Source organism: Pseudorhodoferax sp. LjRoot39, from assembly GCF_964253035.1.
In the GTDB taxonomy this organism is placed as follows: domain Bacteria; phylum Pseudomonadota; class Gammaproteobacteria; order Burkholderiales; family Burkholderiaceae_C; genus Pseudorhodoferax.
Genome location: NZ_CAXUQL020000001.1, coordinates 3,502,223 through 3,518,106, shown reverse-complemented (window position 1 = coordinate 3,518,106; position 15,884 = coordinate 3,502,223). Strand labels below are relative to the sequence as shown.

Here is a 15,884-nt window from a genome sequence, read left to right as displayed (position 1 = left end):
TTACACATTTCTCAGCCTGCCCATGTCCCAGACTTCTTCCCGGCCCGACAAGATTTTGGTAGTGGATGACGACTCGCGCATCCGCGATCTGCTGCGCCGCTACCTCGTGCAGGAAGGCTTCGAAGTCATCCTCGCCGAAGACGGCAAGGCACTGAGCCGGCTGATGCTGCGCGAAACCGCCGACCTGATCGTGCTCGACCTCATGATGCCCGGCGAAGACGGCCTGTCGATCTGCCGCCGCCTGCGCGCCGCCAACGACCGCACGCCCATCATCATGCTGACCGCCAAGGGCGAGGACATCGACCGCATTGTCGGCCTGGAGGTCGGTGCCGACGACTACCTGGGCAAGCCCTTCAACCCGCGCGAGCTGCTGGCCCGCATCCATGCCGTGCTGCGCCGCCGCCCGGTCAAGGAGGCACCCGGTGCACCGTCCACCGACAACGAAGTCACGAGCTTCGGCCCGTTCGCGTTCGACCTGGGCGCACGCACGCTGCGCAAGAACGGCGACGAACTGCCGCTGACCACCGGCGAGTTCGCCATGCTCAAGGCCCTGGTGCGCCACCCGCGCCAGCCGCTGTCGCGCGAGAAGCTGGCCCTGCTGGCGCGCGGCCGCGAGTTCGAGCCCTTCGACCGCAGCCTGGACGTGCAGGTCTCGCGCCTGCGCAAGCTGGTGGAACAGGACGCCGCAGCGCCGCGCTACATCCAGACCGTCTGGGGCGTGGGCTACGTCTTCGTGCCGGACGGCGCCAACTGAAGGCGGCGCGTTCGCCCGTCGTGCCGTTCAGTCGCAGCACGCAGCCCCCGGATTTCCCGGACGCCACCAGTCCGGCGCCGCTGGAGCTGCTGCCTCCCAAGAAGAGCATGGTCCGGTCGCTGCTGGCGATCAACATGTTCTGGCGTACCTTCATCCTGCTCGCAGTGCTGCTGCTGGGCAGCATGCTGGCCTGGCTCAAGACCATGCGCGAGCTCGAATTCGAGCCGCGCGCGCTGCAGACTGCCCAGCAGATCGCGGCCCTCGTCAACCTCTCGCGCGCTGCGCTGCAGTACGCCGACCCGATCGCGCGCGTGTCCCTGCTCAAGGCCATGGCCGAGCAGGAGCGCGTGCGCATCGCACCACACGAACCCAGCGACCGCTATGTGCTGCTGGACGACGACGCGCTCGACCGGCGCATCGTCTCGGCGCTCGAGTCGCGCCTGGGCGCCGGCACCGTGGTCGCCAGCGCCGTCAACGGCGAGCCCGGCCTGTGGGTCGGTTTCACGATCAACGGCGACCCGAACTGGCTGCAGACCGACCGCGAGCGCTTCAACCCCGGCGGCGGCCGCACCTGGCTGGTCTGGCTGCTGACCACGGGCGGCGTCTCGCTGGCTGGGGCGGCGCTGATCGCCGGGCTGATCAACCGTCCGCTCAAGCGCCTGCTGATCGCCACCAGCCGGGTGCGCGAGGGCGATTTCGACGCCGGCCAGCTTGACGAAGGCGGCGTGACGGGCGAAATCCGCGAGGTCAACATCGGCTTCAACCGTATGGCCCAGCGCCTGGCCAAGATCGAGCAGGACCGCGTGGTCATGCTGGCCGGCATCTCGCACGACCTGCGCACCCCGCTGGCACGGCTGCGGCTGGAGACCGAGATGAGCGTGGCCGATACCGATGCGCGCGCCCACATGGTGGCCGACATCGAGCAGCTGGACCGCATCATCGACAAGTTCCTCGACTACGCGCGGCCGGACCACATGGACCTCAAGCCCGTGTCGCTGAACAAGATCGTCGACGCCTGCTGCTACGCCGTGCGCGACCACGAGGACATGCACATCAACGTGCAGTTGCCCGAGCAGCTGCTGGTGATGTCGGACGCCACCGAACTCGCGCGCGTGCTCTCCAACCTGCTGGAGAACGCGCGCCGCTACGGCAAGACGCCCGGCACGGACGTGGCCGACATCGACATCGTGGCCAAGGGCCGCGACGAATGGGTGCTGATCAAGGTGCGCGATCGCGGCCCCGGCGTCAGCGAGTCGCAGCTGGCCGACCTGGCCAAGCCCTTCTTCCGCGGCGACACGGCGCGCACGGCCGCCACCGGTGCGGGCCTGGGCCTGTCCATCGTCGACACCGCGATCCTGCGCATGGGCGGCGTGTTCCAGCTGGCCAACACGCGCTCGGGCGGTCTGGCCGCCCACATCAAGCTACGCCGCGCGCTGCGCTGATCAGGCAGACCGCTCGAGCAGCACGGCGGCGCGCGCCTCCATGCTCTGGCCCTGGCCCACGGGGCCGAGCTTCTCAGCCGTCTTGGCCTTCACGTTGATCTGGTCGACCTCTAGACCCAGCGCCTGCGCGATACCTGCGCGCATGGCCGGGATGTGCGGCATGAGCTTGGGCGCTTGGGCGATCACCGTGCTGTCGATGTTGCCGATGCGCCAGCCCTTGGCCGCCACACGGCGCGCCGCCTCGACCAAGAGCTTCATCGAGTCAGCGCCCGAGAACTGCGGGTCGGTGTCCGAGAAGTGGGTGCCGATGTCGCCCAGCGCGGCTGCACCCAGCAGCGCGTCGGTGATGGCGTGCAGCAGCACGTCGGCATCGGAATGGCCCAAGAGGCCCAGGTGGTAGGGGATGGCGACGCCACCGATGATGAGCTGGCGGCCCGGCACGAGCGCGTGCACGTCCCAGCCTTCGCCGATGCGGAAATTCATGTGTGTTCTCCGGCGCGGCCGCGCAGCACCTGCTCGGCCAGCGCGAAATCCTCGGGATAGGTGACCTTGAAGTTCAGCGCGCCGCCGGGCACCAGGCGCGGCGCCAGGCCCAGGGCCTCGATCGCGCTGGCCTCGTCGGTCACGGCGTCGGGATCGGCCGCCAGCGCCACGTCGAGCGCCCGGCTCAACAGGCCGATGCGGAACATCTGCGGCGTCTGTGCCAGCCACTTGTCGGCGCGCGGCAGTGTGGCGGCCACGCGGCCGGCACCGTCTTCCTGCTTGAGCGTGTCGGGCAAGCGGTGCGCGAGCAGGCCGCCGACCGGGTCGTCGGCGCAGGCGGCGATCAGCGCTTCGATCTGGGCCGGCGTGACCAGGCAGCGCGCCGCATCGTGCACGAGCACCCAGTCCTCGCCATGCGCGCCCTGCTCGAACAGATCGTGCAGGCCGTTGCGCACGCTGCGCGCACGCGAGAGCCCGCCACAGTCACGCACCACGCAGGGCGCGCTGTGGCGCTCGAAAAAATCGTCGCCCGGCGCCACCACCACGAGCACGTCGCGGACCGCAGGCACAGCCGCGAAGGCCGCCAGCGTGTGCATCACCATGGGCTGGCCAGCCACGCCCTGGTATTGCTTGGCCAGGGCAGTGCCCGGCGCCTGCGCGCGGCTGCCGCTGCCTGCACAGGGAATCAGCGCGTAGATGCGCGCCGAGCTTGGGGAATCAGTCATCGCCGGGATTCTAGAAAGCCCGAAACGCACACCGCACGCCATGCCTAGAATGCTGCCAACACCCCCCGCCCTCACCCGGCGGGGGGCTTTTGCGTTTTGCGTCCCGTCTGTCGCCCCATGGATCTTCCCAAGCTCATCCCCGGCAAGCGCTTCATCTTGCCCCGTCCGCCCGGTTCGGCCGACGCGCTGCTGCTGGCCCGCCTCGCCGAGCGCGAGAAGGCCGGCCGCAAGGTCGTCGCCATCGTCACCTCGGATGCCACCGACGCCCAGCGCCTGCTCGAGGAAATCCCCTTCTTCGCGCCCACGCTGCGTTGCGCACTGTTCCCGGACTGGGAGACGCTGCCCTACGACACCTTCTCGCCCCACCAGGACCTGATCAGCGAACGCCTGGCCACGTTGTGGCGGCTGTACGCCGGCGCGGCCCAGGGCGACCCCGAGGCTGGTGTCGACGTGGTGCTGGTGCCCGCCACCACCGCGCTGTACCGCGTGGCACCGCCCGGCTTCCTGGCCGGCACCACCTTCCAGTTCAAGACCAAACAGCGGCTGGACGAGGCACGCCTCAAGTCGCAGCTGACGCTGGCCGGCTACAGCCACGTGACCCAGGTGGTGAGCCCGGGCGAGTACGCCGTGCGCGGCGGGCTGATCGACCTCTTCCCCATGGGCTCGCCCGTGCCCTTCCGCGTCGACCTGTTCGACGACGAGATCGACTCGATCCGCACCTTCGACCCCGACAGCCAGCGCAGCCTGTACCCCGTGCCCGAGGTGCGGCTGCTGCCCGGCCGCGAATTCCCGATGGACGACGCCGGCCGCGCGCGCTTTCGCAGCCGCTGGCGCGAGCTGCTGGAGGGCGACCCCACGCGCAGCCGCATCTACAAGGACATGGGCAACGGCGTGGCCACGGCCGGCATCGAGTACTACCTGCCGCTGTTCTTCGAGGAGACGGCCACCGTCTTCGACTACCTCGGCGCCGGCGCCACCGTGGTGCTGCACGGCGACCTGGAGGCCGCGTTCCAGCGCTTCTGGCAGGACACGCGTGAGCGCCACCGCCTGCTGGTCGGCGACCCCGACCGGCCGGTGCTGCCGCCCGAGGCCCTGTTCCTGTCGAGCGAACAGTTCTACAGCCAGGCCAATGCGCACAGCCAGCTGGCGCTGCGGCCAGCGCAGGCCGATGCAGCCGAGGCCGCGCCCTACTCCGAGTTCGCTGCGCTGCCCCCCATGTCCGTGGTGCGCGGCGCCGAGGAGCCGCTGGCCCGCCTGAGCAGCCACCTGCGCAACACCCAGCAACGCATGCTGCTGCTGGCCGAATCCGACGGCCGGCGCGAGAGCCTGCTCGATTTCGTGCGCGCCAGCCAGCTGCAGCCCCCGGTGTTCGACAGCCTGGCCGAGTTCGAGGCCAGCGACGAACGGCTGGGCATGGCCACGGGCGCACTGGGCGCCGGCTTTGCCTGGCTCGAAGGCGGCATCGACTTCGTCACCGAAACCGAGCTGTTCGCGGCCGGGCCCACGGCACGGCGCCGGCGCAAGCAGGAACAGGTCAGCGACGTCGAAGCGCTGATCAAGGACCTGGCCGAACTCAACGTGGGCGACCCGGTCGTGCACGCCGCGCACGGCATCGGCCGCTACCTGGGCCTCGTGAACCTGGACCTGGGCCAGGGCAGCACCGAGTTCCTGCACCTGGAGTACGCCGACAAGGCCGCGCTCTACGTGCCCGTCAGCCAGCTGCACCTGATCAGCCGCTACACCGGCGTCAGTGCGGCCGAGGCGCCGCTGCACAAGCTCGGCTCCGGCCAGTGGGACAAGGCGCGCCGCCGCGCCGCCGAGCAGGTGCGCGACGCCGCCGCCGAGCTGCTCAACATCTACGCCCGTCGCGCCGCGCGCGAAGGCCATGCCTTCCGCTACTCGCCGCAGGACTACGAGGCCTTCGCCAACGACTTCGGCTTCGAGGAGACGGCCGACCAGAAGGCCGCCATCCACGCCGTCATCCAGGACATGATCTCGCCGCAACCGATGGACCGCCTGGTCTGCGGCGACGTGGGCTTCGGCAAGACCGAGGTCGCTCTGCGTGCCGCTTTCGTGGCGGTGACGGGCGGCAAGCAGGTGGCCTTCCTCGCGCCGACCACGCTGCTGGCCGAGCAGCACTACCAGACGCTGGTGGACCGCTTCTCCAAGTGGCCCGTGAAGATCGCCGAGATGAGCCGCTTCCGCTCGACCAAGGAGATCACGGCCGCCGGCAAGGGCCTGGAGGACGGCAGCGTGGACATCGTCGTCGGCACGCACAAGCTGCTCAGCGCCTCGGTCAAGTTCAAGAACCTGGGCCTGCTCATCATCGACGAGGAGCACCGTTTCGGCGTGCGCCACAAGGAGGCCATGAAGGCCATGCGCGCCGAGGTCGACGTGCTCACGCTGACGGCCACGCCGATCCCGCGCACGCTGGGCATGGCGCTCGAAGGCTTGCGCGACCTGTCGGTCATCGCCACCGCGCCGCAGCGCCGCCTGGCCATCAAGACCTTCGTGCGCAGCGAGAACAACGGCGTGATCCGCGAGGCCGTGCTGCGCGAGTTGAAGCGCGGCGGCCAGGTCTACTTCCTGCACAACGAGGTCGAGACCATCGAGAACCGGCGCGCCAAACTGGAGGAACTGCTGCCCGAGGCGCGCATCGCCGTGGCCCACGGCCAGATGCCCGAGCGCCAGCTCGAAGCCGTGATGCGCGACTTCACGGCGCAGCGCACCAACCTCCTGCTGTGCTCGACCATCATCGAGACCGGCATCGACGTGCCGACCGCCAACACCATCGTCATGAGCCGCGCCGACAAGTTCGGCCTGGCCCAGCTGCACCAGCTGCGTGGCCGCGTCGGCCGCAGCCACCACCAAGCCTATGCCTACCTCATGGTGCCGGACATTGAGGGCCTGACCAAGCAGGCATCGCAGCGGCTCGAGGCCATCCAGCAGATGGAGGAACTGGGCAGCGGCTTCTACCTCGCCATGCACGACCTGGAGATCCGCGGCGCCGGCGAGGTGCTGGGCGAGAACCAGAGCGGCAACATGCTGGAAGTGGGCTTCCAGCTCTACAACGAGATGCTGTCCGAGGCCGTGCGCAGCCTCAAGGAAGGCAAGGAGCCCGACCTGCTCTCGCCGCTGTCGGTCACGACCGAGATCAACCTGCACGCCCCGGCCCTGCTGCCCGACGACTACTGCGGCGATGTGCACCTGCGGCTGTCGTTCTACAAGAAGCTGGCCACGGCCAAGACCGCCGACCAGGTCGACATCCTGCTGGAAGAGATCGTCGACCGCTTCGGCAAGCTGCCGACCCAGGCCCAGACACTGATCGACGTACACCGGCTGCGCGTGCTGGCGCGGCCCTATGGCGTGGTCAAGGTCGATGCCGCGCCCGGCGTGATCCACATCACCTTCAAGCCCGACGCGCCGATCGAGCCCATGCGCATCATCGAGCTGATCCAGAAGAACAAGCACATCAAGCTCGTGGGCAACGAGAAGCTGCGCATCGAACGCGAACTGCCCGAACCCAAGGACCGCGCCCAGATGGTGCGCGACGTGCTGCGCCACCTGGGCAAGCCCGTGGCGCAACCCGCCTGAATCACTTCCAACGAAACCCTGTCATGACTGCTTCCACCTTCGCGCCCGGTCTCGTGGTCCGTGGCTTCACGCCCCCGCTCGCGCTGTCCGACTTCAAGCTCATCGCGTTCGACATGGACTCCACGCTGATCAACATCGAGTGCATCGACGAGATCGCCGACGCGGTCGGCAAGAAGGCCGAGGTCGCGGCCATCACCGAGGCCACCATGCGCGGTGAGATCCGGGACTTCAAGGAAAGTCTCACGCGCCGCGTGGCACTGCTGCAAGGCGTGCCGGTGGCCGCGCTGCAACAGGTCTACGACGAGCGCCTGCGCCTGAACCCGGGTGCCAGCGAACTCGTGGCCGCCTGCAAGGCCGCCGGCCTCAAGGTGCTGCTGGTCTCGGGCGGCTTTACCTTCTTCGCCAACCGCGTGCGCGACCGGCTGGGCATCGACTTCGCGCGCTCCAACCTGCTCGATGAAGCCGACGGTGTGCTGACCGGCCGCGTGGTGCCGCAGGCCTGGGGCGACATCTGCGACGGCGCCGAGAAGCGCCGCACCTTGCTGGAAGTGGCCTCGCTGTTGGGCGCCGCGCCAGCGCAATGCATCGCAGTGGGCGACGGCGCCAACGACCTGCCGATGATGGGCGAGGCCGGCCTGTCGGTGGCCTACCACGCCAAGCCCAAGGTGCGCGAGCAGGCCATGGTGTCCATCGAGAGCGGCGGCCTGGACCGTCTGCTCGAACTGCTGCGCCGGTGAGCCACAACGCCCGCCCGCAAGACGCGGGAGGGTCATTCTGCAGCCTCGCGCGCAGGGGCGCGCAAAGGCTTTTGGATGCCCCGCAACACCTTGCATATTTGTTGCTTGGGCCTGGCGGGGAAGGACTATGATGGTTTGAACCTTCTCGAACAAACGCCACCCAAAGCGTTGACAGCCGATCCCAATCAACAGGAGAAACGATGTCGATCTTTGCCCGTTACCAGGACCGATTCGAAGCCGCGCAGGAAGAGGAAATGTCGGTCCAGGAGTACCTGGAGTTGTGCAAGCGCGATCCGACCGCGTATGCGAGCGTTGCCGAGCGCATGCTGCTGGCGATCGGCGAATCGGAGCTGGTGGACACGCGTTCCGACCCCCGCATGTCGCGCATCTTCGCCAACAAGATGATCCGCGTGTACCCGGCCTTCCGCGACCTGTACGGCATGGAAGAGGTGATCGAGAGCATCGTCTCGTACTTCCGCCACGCGGCCCAGGGCCTGGAAGAAAAGAAGCAGGTGCTGTATCTGCTGGGCCCGGTGGGCGGCGGCAAGTCGTCCCTCGCCGAGCGGCTCAAGTACCTGATCGAGAAGGTGCCGTTCTACGCGATCAAGGGCTCGCCCGTGCACGAGTCGCCGCTGGGCCTGTTCGATGCGAACGAGGACGCCGGCATCCTCGAAGGCGACTACGGCATCCCGCGCCGCTACCTGTCCACCATCATGAGCCCCTGGGCCGTCAAACGCCTGCAGGAGTTCGGCGGCGACATCACCAAGTTCCGCGTGGTCAAGATCCGGCCCTCGGTGCTCAAGCAGATCGCCGTCTCCAAGACCGAGCCCGGCGACGAGAACAACCAGGACATCTCGGCCCTGGTCGGCAAGATCGACATCCGCAAGCTCGAGACCTATTCGCAGGACGACCCGGACGCCTATTCCTACTCCGGCGGCCTGTGCCTGTCCAACCGCGGCGTGCTCGAGTTCGTGGAAATGTTCAAGGCGCCGATCAAGGTGCTGCACCCGCTGCTGACGGCCACGCAGGAAGGCAACTACAAGGGCACGGAGGGCTTCGGCGCGATCCCGTTCGATGGCCTGATCCTGGCCCACTCGAACGAGGCCGAGTGGCAGGCCTTCCGCAACAACCGCAACAACGAGGCCTTCCTCGACCGCATCTACATCGTCAAGGTGCCCTACTGCCTGCGCGTGGCCGACGAGATCAAGATCTACGAGAAGCTGGTCGTCAACTCCTCGCTCGGCAATGCGCCCTGCGCGCCCGACACGCTGCGCATGCTGGCGCAGTTCTCGGTGCTGTCGCGCCTGAAGGAGCCCGAGAACTCGTCCATCTTCTCCAAGATGCGCGTCTACGACGGCGAGAACCTCAAGGACACCGACCCGCGCGCCAAGAGTTTCCAGGAGTACCGCGACTTCGCCGGCGTCGACGAAGGCATGACGGGCCTGTCCACGCGCTTCGCGTTCAAGATCCTGTCGCGCGTGTTCAACTTCGACCACCGCGAGGTGGCGGCCAACCCCGTGCACCTGATGTATGTGCTGGAGCAGCAGATCGAGCAGGAGCAGTTCCAGCCCGAGGTCGGCGAGAAGTACCTGCGCTACATCAAGGAGTTCCTGTCGCCGCGCTATGCCGAGTTCATCGGCAAGGAGATCCAGACCTCGTATCTTGAGAGCTACTCCGAGTACGGCCAGAACATCTTCGACCGCTACGTGGTCTATGCCGACTTCTGGATCCAGGACCAGGAATACCGCGACCCGAACACGGGCGAGATCCTGGACCGCGGCGCGCTCAACGACGAGCTCGAGAAGATCGAGAAGCCGGCCGGCATCTCCAACCCCAAGGACTTCCGCAACGAGGTCGTCAACTTCGTGCTGCGGGCCCGCGCGCGGCAGGACGGCAAGAACCCGGCCTGGACCTCGTACGAGAAGCTGCGCGCCGTGATCGAGAAGAAGATGTTCTCGAACACCGAGGAACTGCTGCCCGTGATCTCGTTCAACGCCAAGGCCAGCGGCGAGGAGCAGAAGAAGCACGCCGACTTCGTGAACCGCATGATCACCAAGGGCTATACCGAAAAGCAGGTCCGCCTGCTCTGCGAGTGGTATCTGCGCGTACGCAAGTCCTCGTGAGAAAGGCCTTAGATGACCGTGCGCATCGTCGACCGGCGTAACGACAGCAAGAACAAGAGTTCGGTCAACCGCAGCCGCTTCATCCGACGCTTCAAGGGCCAGATCCGCAAGGCCGTGTCCGACGCGATCAACAAGCGCGGCCTTAAGGATCTGGACGAAGGCGAGAAGATCGGCATCCCCGGCAAGGACATCGACGAACCCCAGTTCGAGCACGGGCGCGGCGGTGTCTGGGACGCGGTGCGGCCAGGCAACGACCGCTTCAACGCGGGCGACCAGGTCGACCGGCCCAAGGGTGGCGGCGGCAGTGGCAGCGGCAAGGGCCAGGCCAGCAACGAGGGCGAAGGACTCGACGAGTTCGTCTTCACGCTGACCAAGGACGAGTTTCTGGACATCTTCTTCGACGAGATGGCCCTGCCCAACCTGGTCAAGCAGCAGCTGGCCCAGATCGAGCAGTTCAAGCGCACGCGCGCCGGTTTCGTGCAGACCGGCGTGCCGACCAACGTGAACCTCACGCGCACCATGCGCGGTGCGGCCGGCCGGCGCGTGGCCATCGGCGGGCCGTACCTGAGCCAGCTGCGTGCGCTCGAGAAGGAACTGGCCGAGCTGCGCGAGAAGCTGCCCGAAGACGATCCCGAGGTCGAGCGCGTGCGCAAGGAGATCACCAAGCTGCGCGCCAAGATCGACCAGATCCCCTTCGTCGACACCTTCGATCTGCGCTACAACAACCGCGTGAAGACGCCCAAGCCGTCCACGCAGGCCGTGATGTTCTGCCTGCTCGACGTCTCGGGCTCCATGGACGAAGGCCGCAAGAACGTGGCCAAGCGCTTCTTCATGCTGCTGTACCTGTTCCTGAACCGGAACTACGAGCACATCGAGGTGGTCTTCATCCGCCACCACACGGTGGCCAGCGAGGTCAGCGAGGAGGATTTCTTCACCTCGCGCGAGTCCGGCGGCACGGTGGTCTCGAGCGCGCTCACGCTCATGCACGAGATCATCACGGCGCGCTACCCCAGCAGCCTGTGGAACATCTACGGCGCCCAGGCCTCGGACGGCGACAACTGGCACGACGACTCGCCGCGCTGCCGCGAGATCCTGGGCAACCAGATCCTCGAACTCACGCAGTACTTCGCCTACATCGAGATCACCGACGGGCCGCCGCAGAACCTCTGGGAGGAGTATCTCAAGCTGCAGGAGGCCCATGCCGGCCGCTTCGCGATGCAGCGCATCGCCAACCTGGCCGACATCTATCCGGTGTTCCGCGAACTGTTCAAACGCAGAGCCTGACCCCAGGGAGACCCATGCTCACCAAGGCCCAGTTCAAACCCCTTCCCGCCGGCTCGGAGTGGACCTTCGAGGCGATCGAGGAGTACGACGAAGCCATCGCGCGTGTAGCGCGCGACTACGGGCTGGACTGCTATCCGCACCAGATCGAGGTCATCAGCGCCGAGCAGATGATGGACGCCTATGCCTCCATCGGCATGCCGGTCTACTACCACCACTGGTCGTTCGGCAAGCACTTCCTGGCCACCGAGAACCGCTACAAGCGCGGGCAGATGGGTCTGGCGTACGAGATCGTCATCAATTCCAACCCCTGCATCGCCTACCTGATGGACGAGAACACGCTGCCCATGCAGGCACTCGTGATCGCCCACGCGGCCTACGGCCACAACTCCTTCTTCAAGGGCAACCACCTGTTCCGCCAGTGGACCAGTGCCGACGCCATCGTCGACTACCTGGTGTTCGCCAAGAACTACATCGCGCAGTGCGAGGAGCGCCATGGCGTGGAGGCGGTGGAACGGCTGGTGGACGCCTGCCACGCGCTGACCAATGTGGGCGTGGACCGCTACAAGCGTTCGCCGCGCCTGTCGCTGGAGAAGGAAACCCTGCGCCAGAAGGAGCGCGAGGAATACCTGCAGGCCCAGGTCAACGACCTGTGGCGCACGCTGCCGCCGCGGCACGAGGCCGAGCAGCAGGCCAAGGAGGAGCGCTTCCCCAAGGAGCCTGAAGAGAACCTGCTGTACTTCATCGAGAAGCACGCGCCGCTCTTGGAGCCCTGGCAGCGCGAGGTGGTGCGCATCGTGCGCAAGATCGGCCAGTACTTCTACCCGCAGCGCCAGACCCAGGTCATGAACGAGGGCTGGGCCACCTACTGGCACTACACCATCCTGAACACGCTGTACGACCAAGGTCAGTTGTCGGACGGCTTCATGATGGAGTTCCTGCAGTCCCACACCAACGTGGTCTACCAGCCTCCCTACAACAGCCAGCACTTCTCGGGCATCAACGTGTACGCGCTGGGCTTTGCGATGTGGCGCGACATCCGCCGCATCTGCGAGGAGCCGACCGACGAAGACCGTGCCTGGTTCCCCGACTTCGCAGGCTCGGACTGGCGCAAGACCTTCGACTTCGCGATGCAGAACTTCAAGGACGAGAGCTTCGTCGCGCAGTTCCTGTCGCCCAAGGTCATGCGCGACTTCCGCTTCTTCTCGGTGCTGGACGACGACAGCCGCAGCAAGCTGGAAATCCAGGCCATCCACGACGAGACCGGCTACCGTGCGCTGCGCCGCCAGCTGGCCGAGCAGTACGACCTGGGCAGCCGCGAGCCCAACATCCAGGTCTGGAACGTGGACCTGCGCGGCGACCGCTCGCTCACCTTGCGCCACTTCGCGCACCAGCGCCGCCCGCTCGGAGATTCGGCTGCGACCATGCTGTCGCACCTGGGCACGCTGTGGGGCTTCAACGTGCGGCTCGAACGCCAGAACGCCGACGGCTCCGTCGAGCCCGTGGCCGAGCACCGCCAGGACCGCCGCAGACGCGCCTCCGACCCGGCCTGAAGCCGCGCGCTGCCCCGTCCGGCCGGTTCCGTGGAACTACGGCCGCGCGCCCTCGTCTACTTGCAGTTCTCAGCCAACAGCCAGGAGCCCCGATGCGACGATTGAACGTGAACGGACTGCAACGCGAGGTCGATGTCGAGGACGACACGCCTCTCCTGTGGGTGCTGCGCGAGCAGCTCGGCCTGACCGGCACCAAGTACGGCTGCGGCATCGCGGCCTGCGGCGCCTGCACCGTGCACCTGGACGGCGTGCCCACACGCAGCTGCGTGCGACCTGTCTCCACCATCGAACCGACCGAGAAGATCGTCACCATCGAGGGCCTGTCGCCCGATGGCTCCCATCCGGTGCAAAAGGCATGGGTGGCGCTGGACGTGCCGCAGTGCGGCTTCTGCCAGTGCGGCATGGTGATGGCGGCCAGCGCCTTGCTCAAGGCCAAGCCCAATCCCAGCGACCAGGACATCGACGAGGCCATCACCAACATCTGCCGCTGCGGCACCTACAACCGGGTGCGCGCGGCGATCAAGGCCGTGGCCCAGGGCAGCACCAAGTCGGCCGGCCTGTCGATCCAGCATGTGGACGGGAGCGTGACATGAGCATCGCCACTCCCACCCGCCGACGCTTCATCGGCGGCACCGCCGCCACGGCCGGCGCACTGGTCGTGGGCTTCCACATCCCGCGCAAGAGCCTGGCGCAGACACCGCTGCCCGACGAGGTCAACGCCTGGGTCGTCGTGAAGCCCGACGACACCGTGGTCGTGCGCATCGCGCGCTCCGAGATGGGCCAGGGCACGCTGACGGGCCTGGCGCAACTGGTCGCCGACGAGCTGGACTGCGACTGGGCCAAGGTCACGACCGAATACCCCACGCCGGGCCAGAACCTCGCGCGCCAGCGCGCCTGGGGCAACTTCTCCACGGGCGGCAGCCGCGGCATCCGCGAGTCGCACGACTACGTGCGCAAGGGCGGTGCCACCGCGCGTGTGATGCTGGTGCAGGCGGCGGCCGACGGCTGGAAGGTGCCGGCGGCCGAATGCCGCGCGGCCAGGAGCGTGATCACGCACCAGCCCTCGGGCCGCACCACCACCTACGGCAAGGTGGCCGCTGCCGCCGGCAAGCTCAAGCCGCCGGCCGACGTGCCGCTCAAGGACCCCAAGGACTGGCAGCTCATCGGCAAACGGCTGGCGCGGCTGGACACGGTCGAGAAGGTCACGGGCAAGCAGGTCTACGGCATGGACCTGCAGATGCCCGGCATGCTGAACGCCGCGATCAAGGCCTGCCCCGTGTTCGGCGGCACGCTCAAGTCCTTTGATGCGGCGGCCGTGGAGAAGCGGCGCGGTGTGAAGAAGATCGTGCGCGTGGGCGACAACGCCGTCGCCGTCGTGGCCGACACCTGGTGGCGCGCCAAGACCGCACTGGACGCCCTGCCCGTCGAGTGGGACTTCGGCCAGCACGCGCAAGCCTCCAGCGCAGCTTTCGCCGAGGTCTTGCGGGCCGGGCTCGCAGCCGAGCAGGCCGTGGTGGGCAACAGCAACGGCGACGCCAAGGCCGCGCTGGCCGGTGCCGCGCGCCGCATCGAGGCCACCTACAGCTACCCGCACCAGAACCACGCGACCATGGAGACCATGAACGCGACGGCGCGCTGGACACCCGAGCGCTGCGAGGTCTGGACGCCCACGCAGAACGGCGAAGCCGCACTGGCAGCAGCCGCCGAAGCCGCCGGCCTGCCGCCCGCGCAATGCGAGGTCTACAAGATCCATCTGGGGGGCGGTTTCGGCCGCCGCGGCGCCGTGCACGACTGGGTGCGCCAGTCGGTGGCCATCGCCAAGCAGATGCCTGGCGTGCCGATCAAGATGATCTGGTCGCGCGAAGAGGACATGCAGCATGGCCTGTACCACCCCATCACGCAGTGCCGCATGGTGGCCGGCCTCGATGCCCGGGGCGAGTTACAGGCGCTGCACATGCGCATCTCGGGCCAGTCCATCCTTGCGGGCGTGTTCCCGCAGAACATCAAGGACGGACGCGACCCGGTGGTGTTCCAGGGCCTCAACGCGCCAGGGCCCGAGGCCTCCATCGGCTACAGCGTGCCGCACCTGCTGGTCGACCACGCCATGCGCAACCCACATGTGCCGCCGGGCTTTTGGCGCGGCGTGAACCTGAATCAGAACGCGATCTACCTGGAGTCCTTCATCGACGAGATCGCGCACGCGACGAAGCAGGATCCGCTGGCGCTGCGGCGCAAGCTCATGGCCCAACATCCCAAGCATCTCGCGGTGCTCAACGCCGTGGCCGAGCGTGTGGGCTGGGACAAGCCGGCGCCGGCAGGCCGCTTCCGCGGCCTGGCGCAGACCATGGGCTTTGGCAGCTACGTGGCGGCCTGTGCCGAGGTGTCTGTGAGCGACGATGGCAAGCTCAGGATCCACCGCATCGTCGCGGCCACCGATCCGGGCTATGCCGTCAACCCACAACAGATCGAGGCCCAGGTCGAGGGCTCGTTCGCCTACGGCCTCTCGGCCGCGCTGTACGGCGAGTGCACGGTCAAGGACGGCCGCATCGAGCAGGACAACTTCGCCACCTACCCGGTGCTGAAGATGGACGAGATGCCGGCCGTGGAGACCGTGATCGTGCCCTCGGGCGGCTTCTGGGGTGGGGTCGGCGAGCCGACCATCGCAGTCGCAGCGCCGGCCGTGCTCAACGCCATCTTCGCGGCCACGGGCAAGCGCATCCGCACGCTGCCGCTCAAGAACCACGATCTCAAGAAGGCCTGATGCGCGGGCTGCTGCCGCTGCTGCTGGCGGGCGCGGCGGTCGCCCAGCCGCTGGCGCCCTACGCCATCGAAGGCGATGCCATCGCGGCGCCGCTCGCAGGCCTGACCGGCGATGCAGCGCGCGGCCGCGCCATCGTGGCCAACCGGCAGCTGGGCCTGTGCCTGCTGTGCCATGGCGCGCCGATCCCGGAGGAGCGCTTCCAGGGCGACCTGGCGCCGAACCTGGCGGGAGCCGGCACACGCTGGAGCCCTGGGCAGCTGCGGCTGCGGCTGGTGGAGCCGCAGCGCCTGGTGCCCGGCACCATCATGCCGGCCTACCACCGCACCGAGGGCCTTCACCAGGTGGGCGCGGCCTGGCGCGGCAAGCCACTGCTGGACGCGCAGCAGATCGAGGACGTAGTGGCCTACCTGTCCAGCCTCAAGGAGTGATGT

Annotated in this window: 12 protein-coding genes; 10 read left to right on the top strand and 2 right to left on the bottom strand. The window is 67.7% G+C overall.

Features of this window, described 5'->3' with window-relative positions; translation table 11 throughout:
- Positions 1 to 22: 22 nt before the first annotated feature.
- Together ompR and ACSQ4M_RS16380 are read left to right on the top strand one after the other, a co-directional pair.
- Complete coding sequence (gene ompR, locus ACSQ4M_RS16385; protein ID WP_056658593.1) at positions 23 to 754, top strand: osmolarity response regulator transcription factor OmpR; 732 nt, start codon at positions 23 to 25, stop codon at positions 752 to 754.
- A 20-nt stretch (positions 755 to 774) separates the two neighbouring features.
- Complete coding sequence (locus ACSQ4M_RS16380) at positions 775 to 2,196, top strand: ATP-binding protein (RefSeq protein WP_436190506.1); 1,422 nt, start codon at positions 775 to 777, stop codon at positions 2,194 to 2,196.
- Here ACSQ4M_RS16380 and ispF read toward each other — a convergent pair whose 3' ends face one another.
- Together ispF and ispD are read right to left on the bottom strand one after the other, a co-directional pair.
- Positions 2,197 to 2,679: a 2-C-methyl-D-erythritol 2,4-cyclodiphosphate synthase gene (ispF, locus tag ACSQ4M_RS16375; RefSeq protein ID WP_436190505.1), complete on the bottom strand. Its 483-nt coding sequence runs from the start codon at positions 2,677 to 2,679 to the stop codon at positions 2,197 to 2,199.
- Positions 2,676 to 3,404 carry a 2-C-methyl-D-erythritol 4-phosphate cytidylyltransferase gene (gene ispD, locus ACSQ4M_RS16370; RefSeq protein ID WP_436190504.1) on the bottom strand — a complete coding sequence of 243 codons (729 nt, stop codon included), beginning with the start codon at positions 3,402 to 3,404 and terminating at the stop codon, positions 2,676 to 2,678. Before ispD ends, ispF begins: the two co-directional genes overlap by 4 nt.
- Positions 3,405 to 3,521: 117 nt before the next feature.
- Here ispD and mfd point away from each other — a divergent pair, with 117 nt between their 5' ends.
- The 8 genes from mfd (at position 3,522) to soxX (ending at position 15,881) form a co-directional block, all read left to right on the top strand.
- A complete protein-coding gene (gene mfd, locus ACSQ4M_RS16365) occupies positions 3,522 to 6,998 on the top strand; it encodes a transcription-repair coupling factor (protein WP_436190503.1) in 3,477 nt (1,158 codons plus the stop codon).
- 23 nt (positions 6,999 to 7,021) lie between these two features.
- Complete coding sequence (gene serB / locus ACSQ4M_RS16360) at positions 7,022 to 7,735, top strand: phosphoserine phosphatase SerB (RefSeq protein WP_436190502.1); 714 nt, start codon at positions 7,022 to 7,024, stop codon at positions 7,733 to 7,735.
- A 200-nt stretch (positions 7,736 to 7,935) separates the two neighbouring features.
- Positions 7,936 to 9,858 (top strand): PrkA family serine protein kinase, encoded by a 1,923-nt coding sequence (locus ACSQ4M_RS16355; protein WP_436190501.1) that lies wholly within the window; start codon positions 7,936 to 7,938, stop codon positions 9,856 to 9,858.
- Positions 9,859 to 9,870: 12 nt separating this feature from the next.
- On the top strand, positions 9,871 to 11,142 hold the full coding sequence (locus ACSQ4M_RS16350) for a YeaH/YhbH family protein (protein WP_436190500.1): 1,272 nt from the start codon (positions 9,871 to 9,873) through the stop codon (positions 11,140 to 11,142).
- A 14-nt stretch (positions 11,143 to 11,156) separates the two neighbouring features.
- The gene (locus tag ACSQ4M_RS16345) at positions 11,157 to 12,692 is read left to right on the top strand and encodes a SpoVR family protein (RefSeq protein WP_436190499.1); all 1,536 of its coding nucleotides are present in this window, start codon (positions 11,157 to 11,159) and stop codon (positions 12,690 to 12,692) included.
- Positions 12,693 to 12,784: 92 nt separating this feature from the next.
- Positions 12,785 to 13,285 carry a (2Fe-2S)-binding protein gene (locus ACSQ4M_RS16340; RefSeq protein ID WP_436190498.1) on the top strand — a complete coding sequence of 167 codons (501 nt, stop codon included), beginning with the start codon at positions 12,785 to 12,787 and terminating at the stop codon, positions 13,283 to 13,285.
- On the top strand, positions 13,282 to 15,453 hold the full coding sequence (locus ACSQ4M_RS16335) for a molybdopterin cofactor-binding domain-containing protein (protein ID WP_436190497.1): 2,172 nt from the start codon (positions 13,282 to 13,284) through the stop codon (positions 15,451 to 15,453). Before ACSQ4M_RS16340 ends, ACSQ4M_RS16335 begins: the two co-directional genes overlap by 4 nt.
- Positions 15,453 to 15,881: a sulfur oxidation c-type cytochrome SoxX gene (gene soxX, locus ACSQ4M_RS16330; protein WP_436190496.1), complete on the top strand. Its 429-nt coding sequence runs from the start codon at positions 15,453 to 15,455 to the stop codon at positions 15,879 to 15,881. Before ACSQ4M_RS16335 ends, soxX begins: the two co-directional genes overlap by 1 nt.
- The last annotated feature ends 3 nt before the right edge of the window (positions 15,882 to 15,884 follow it).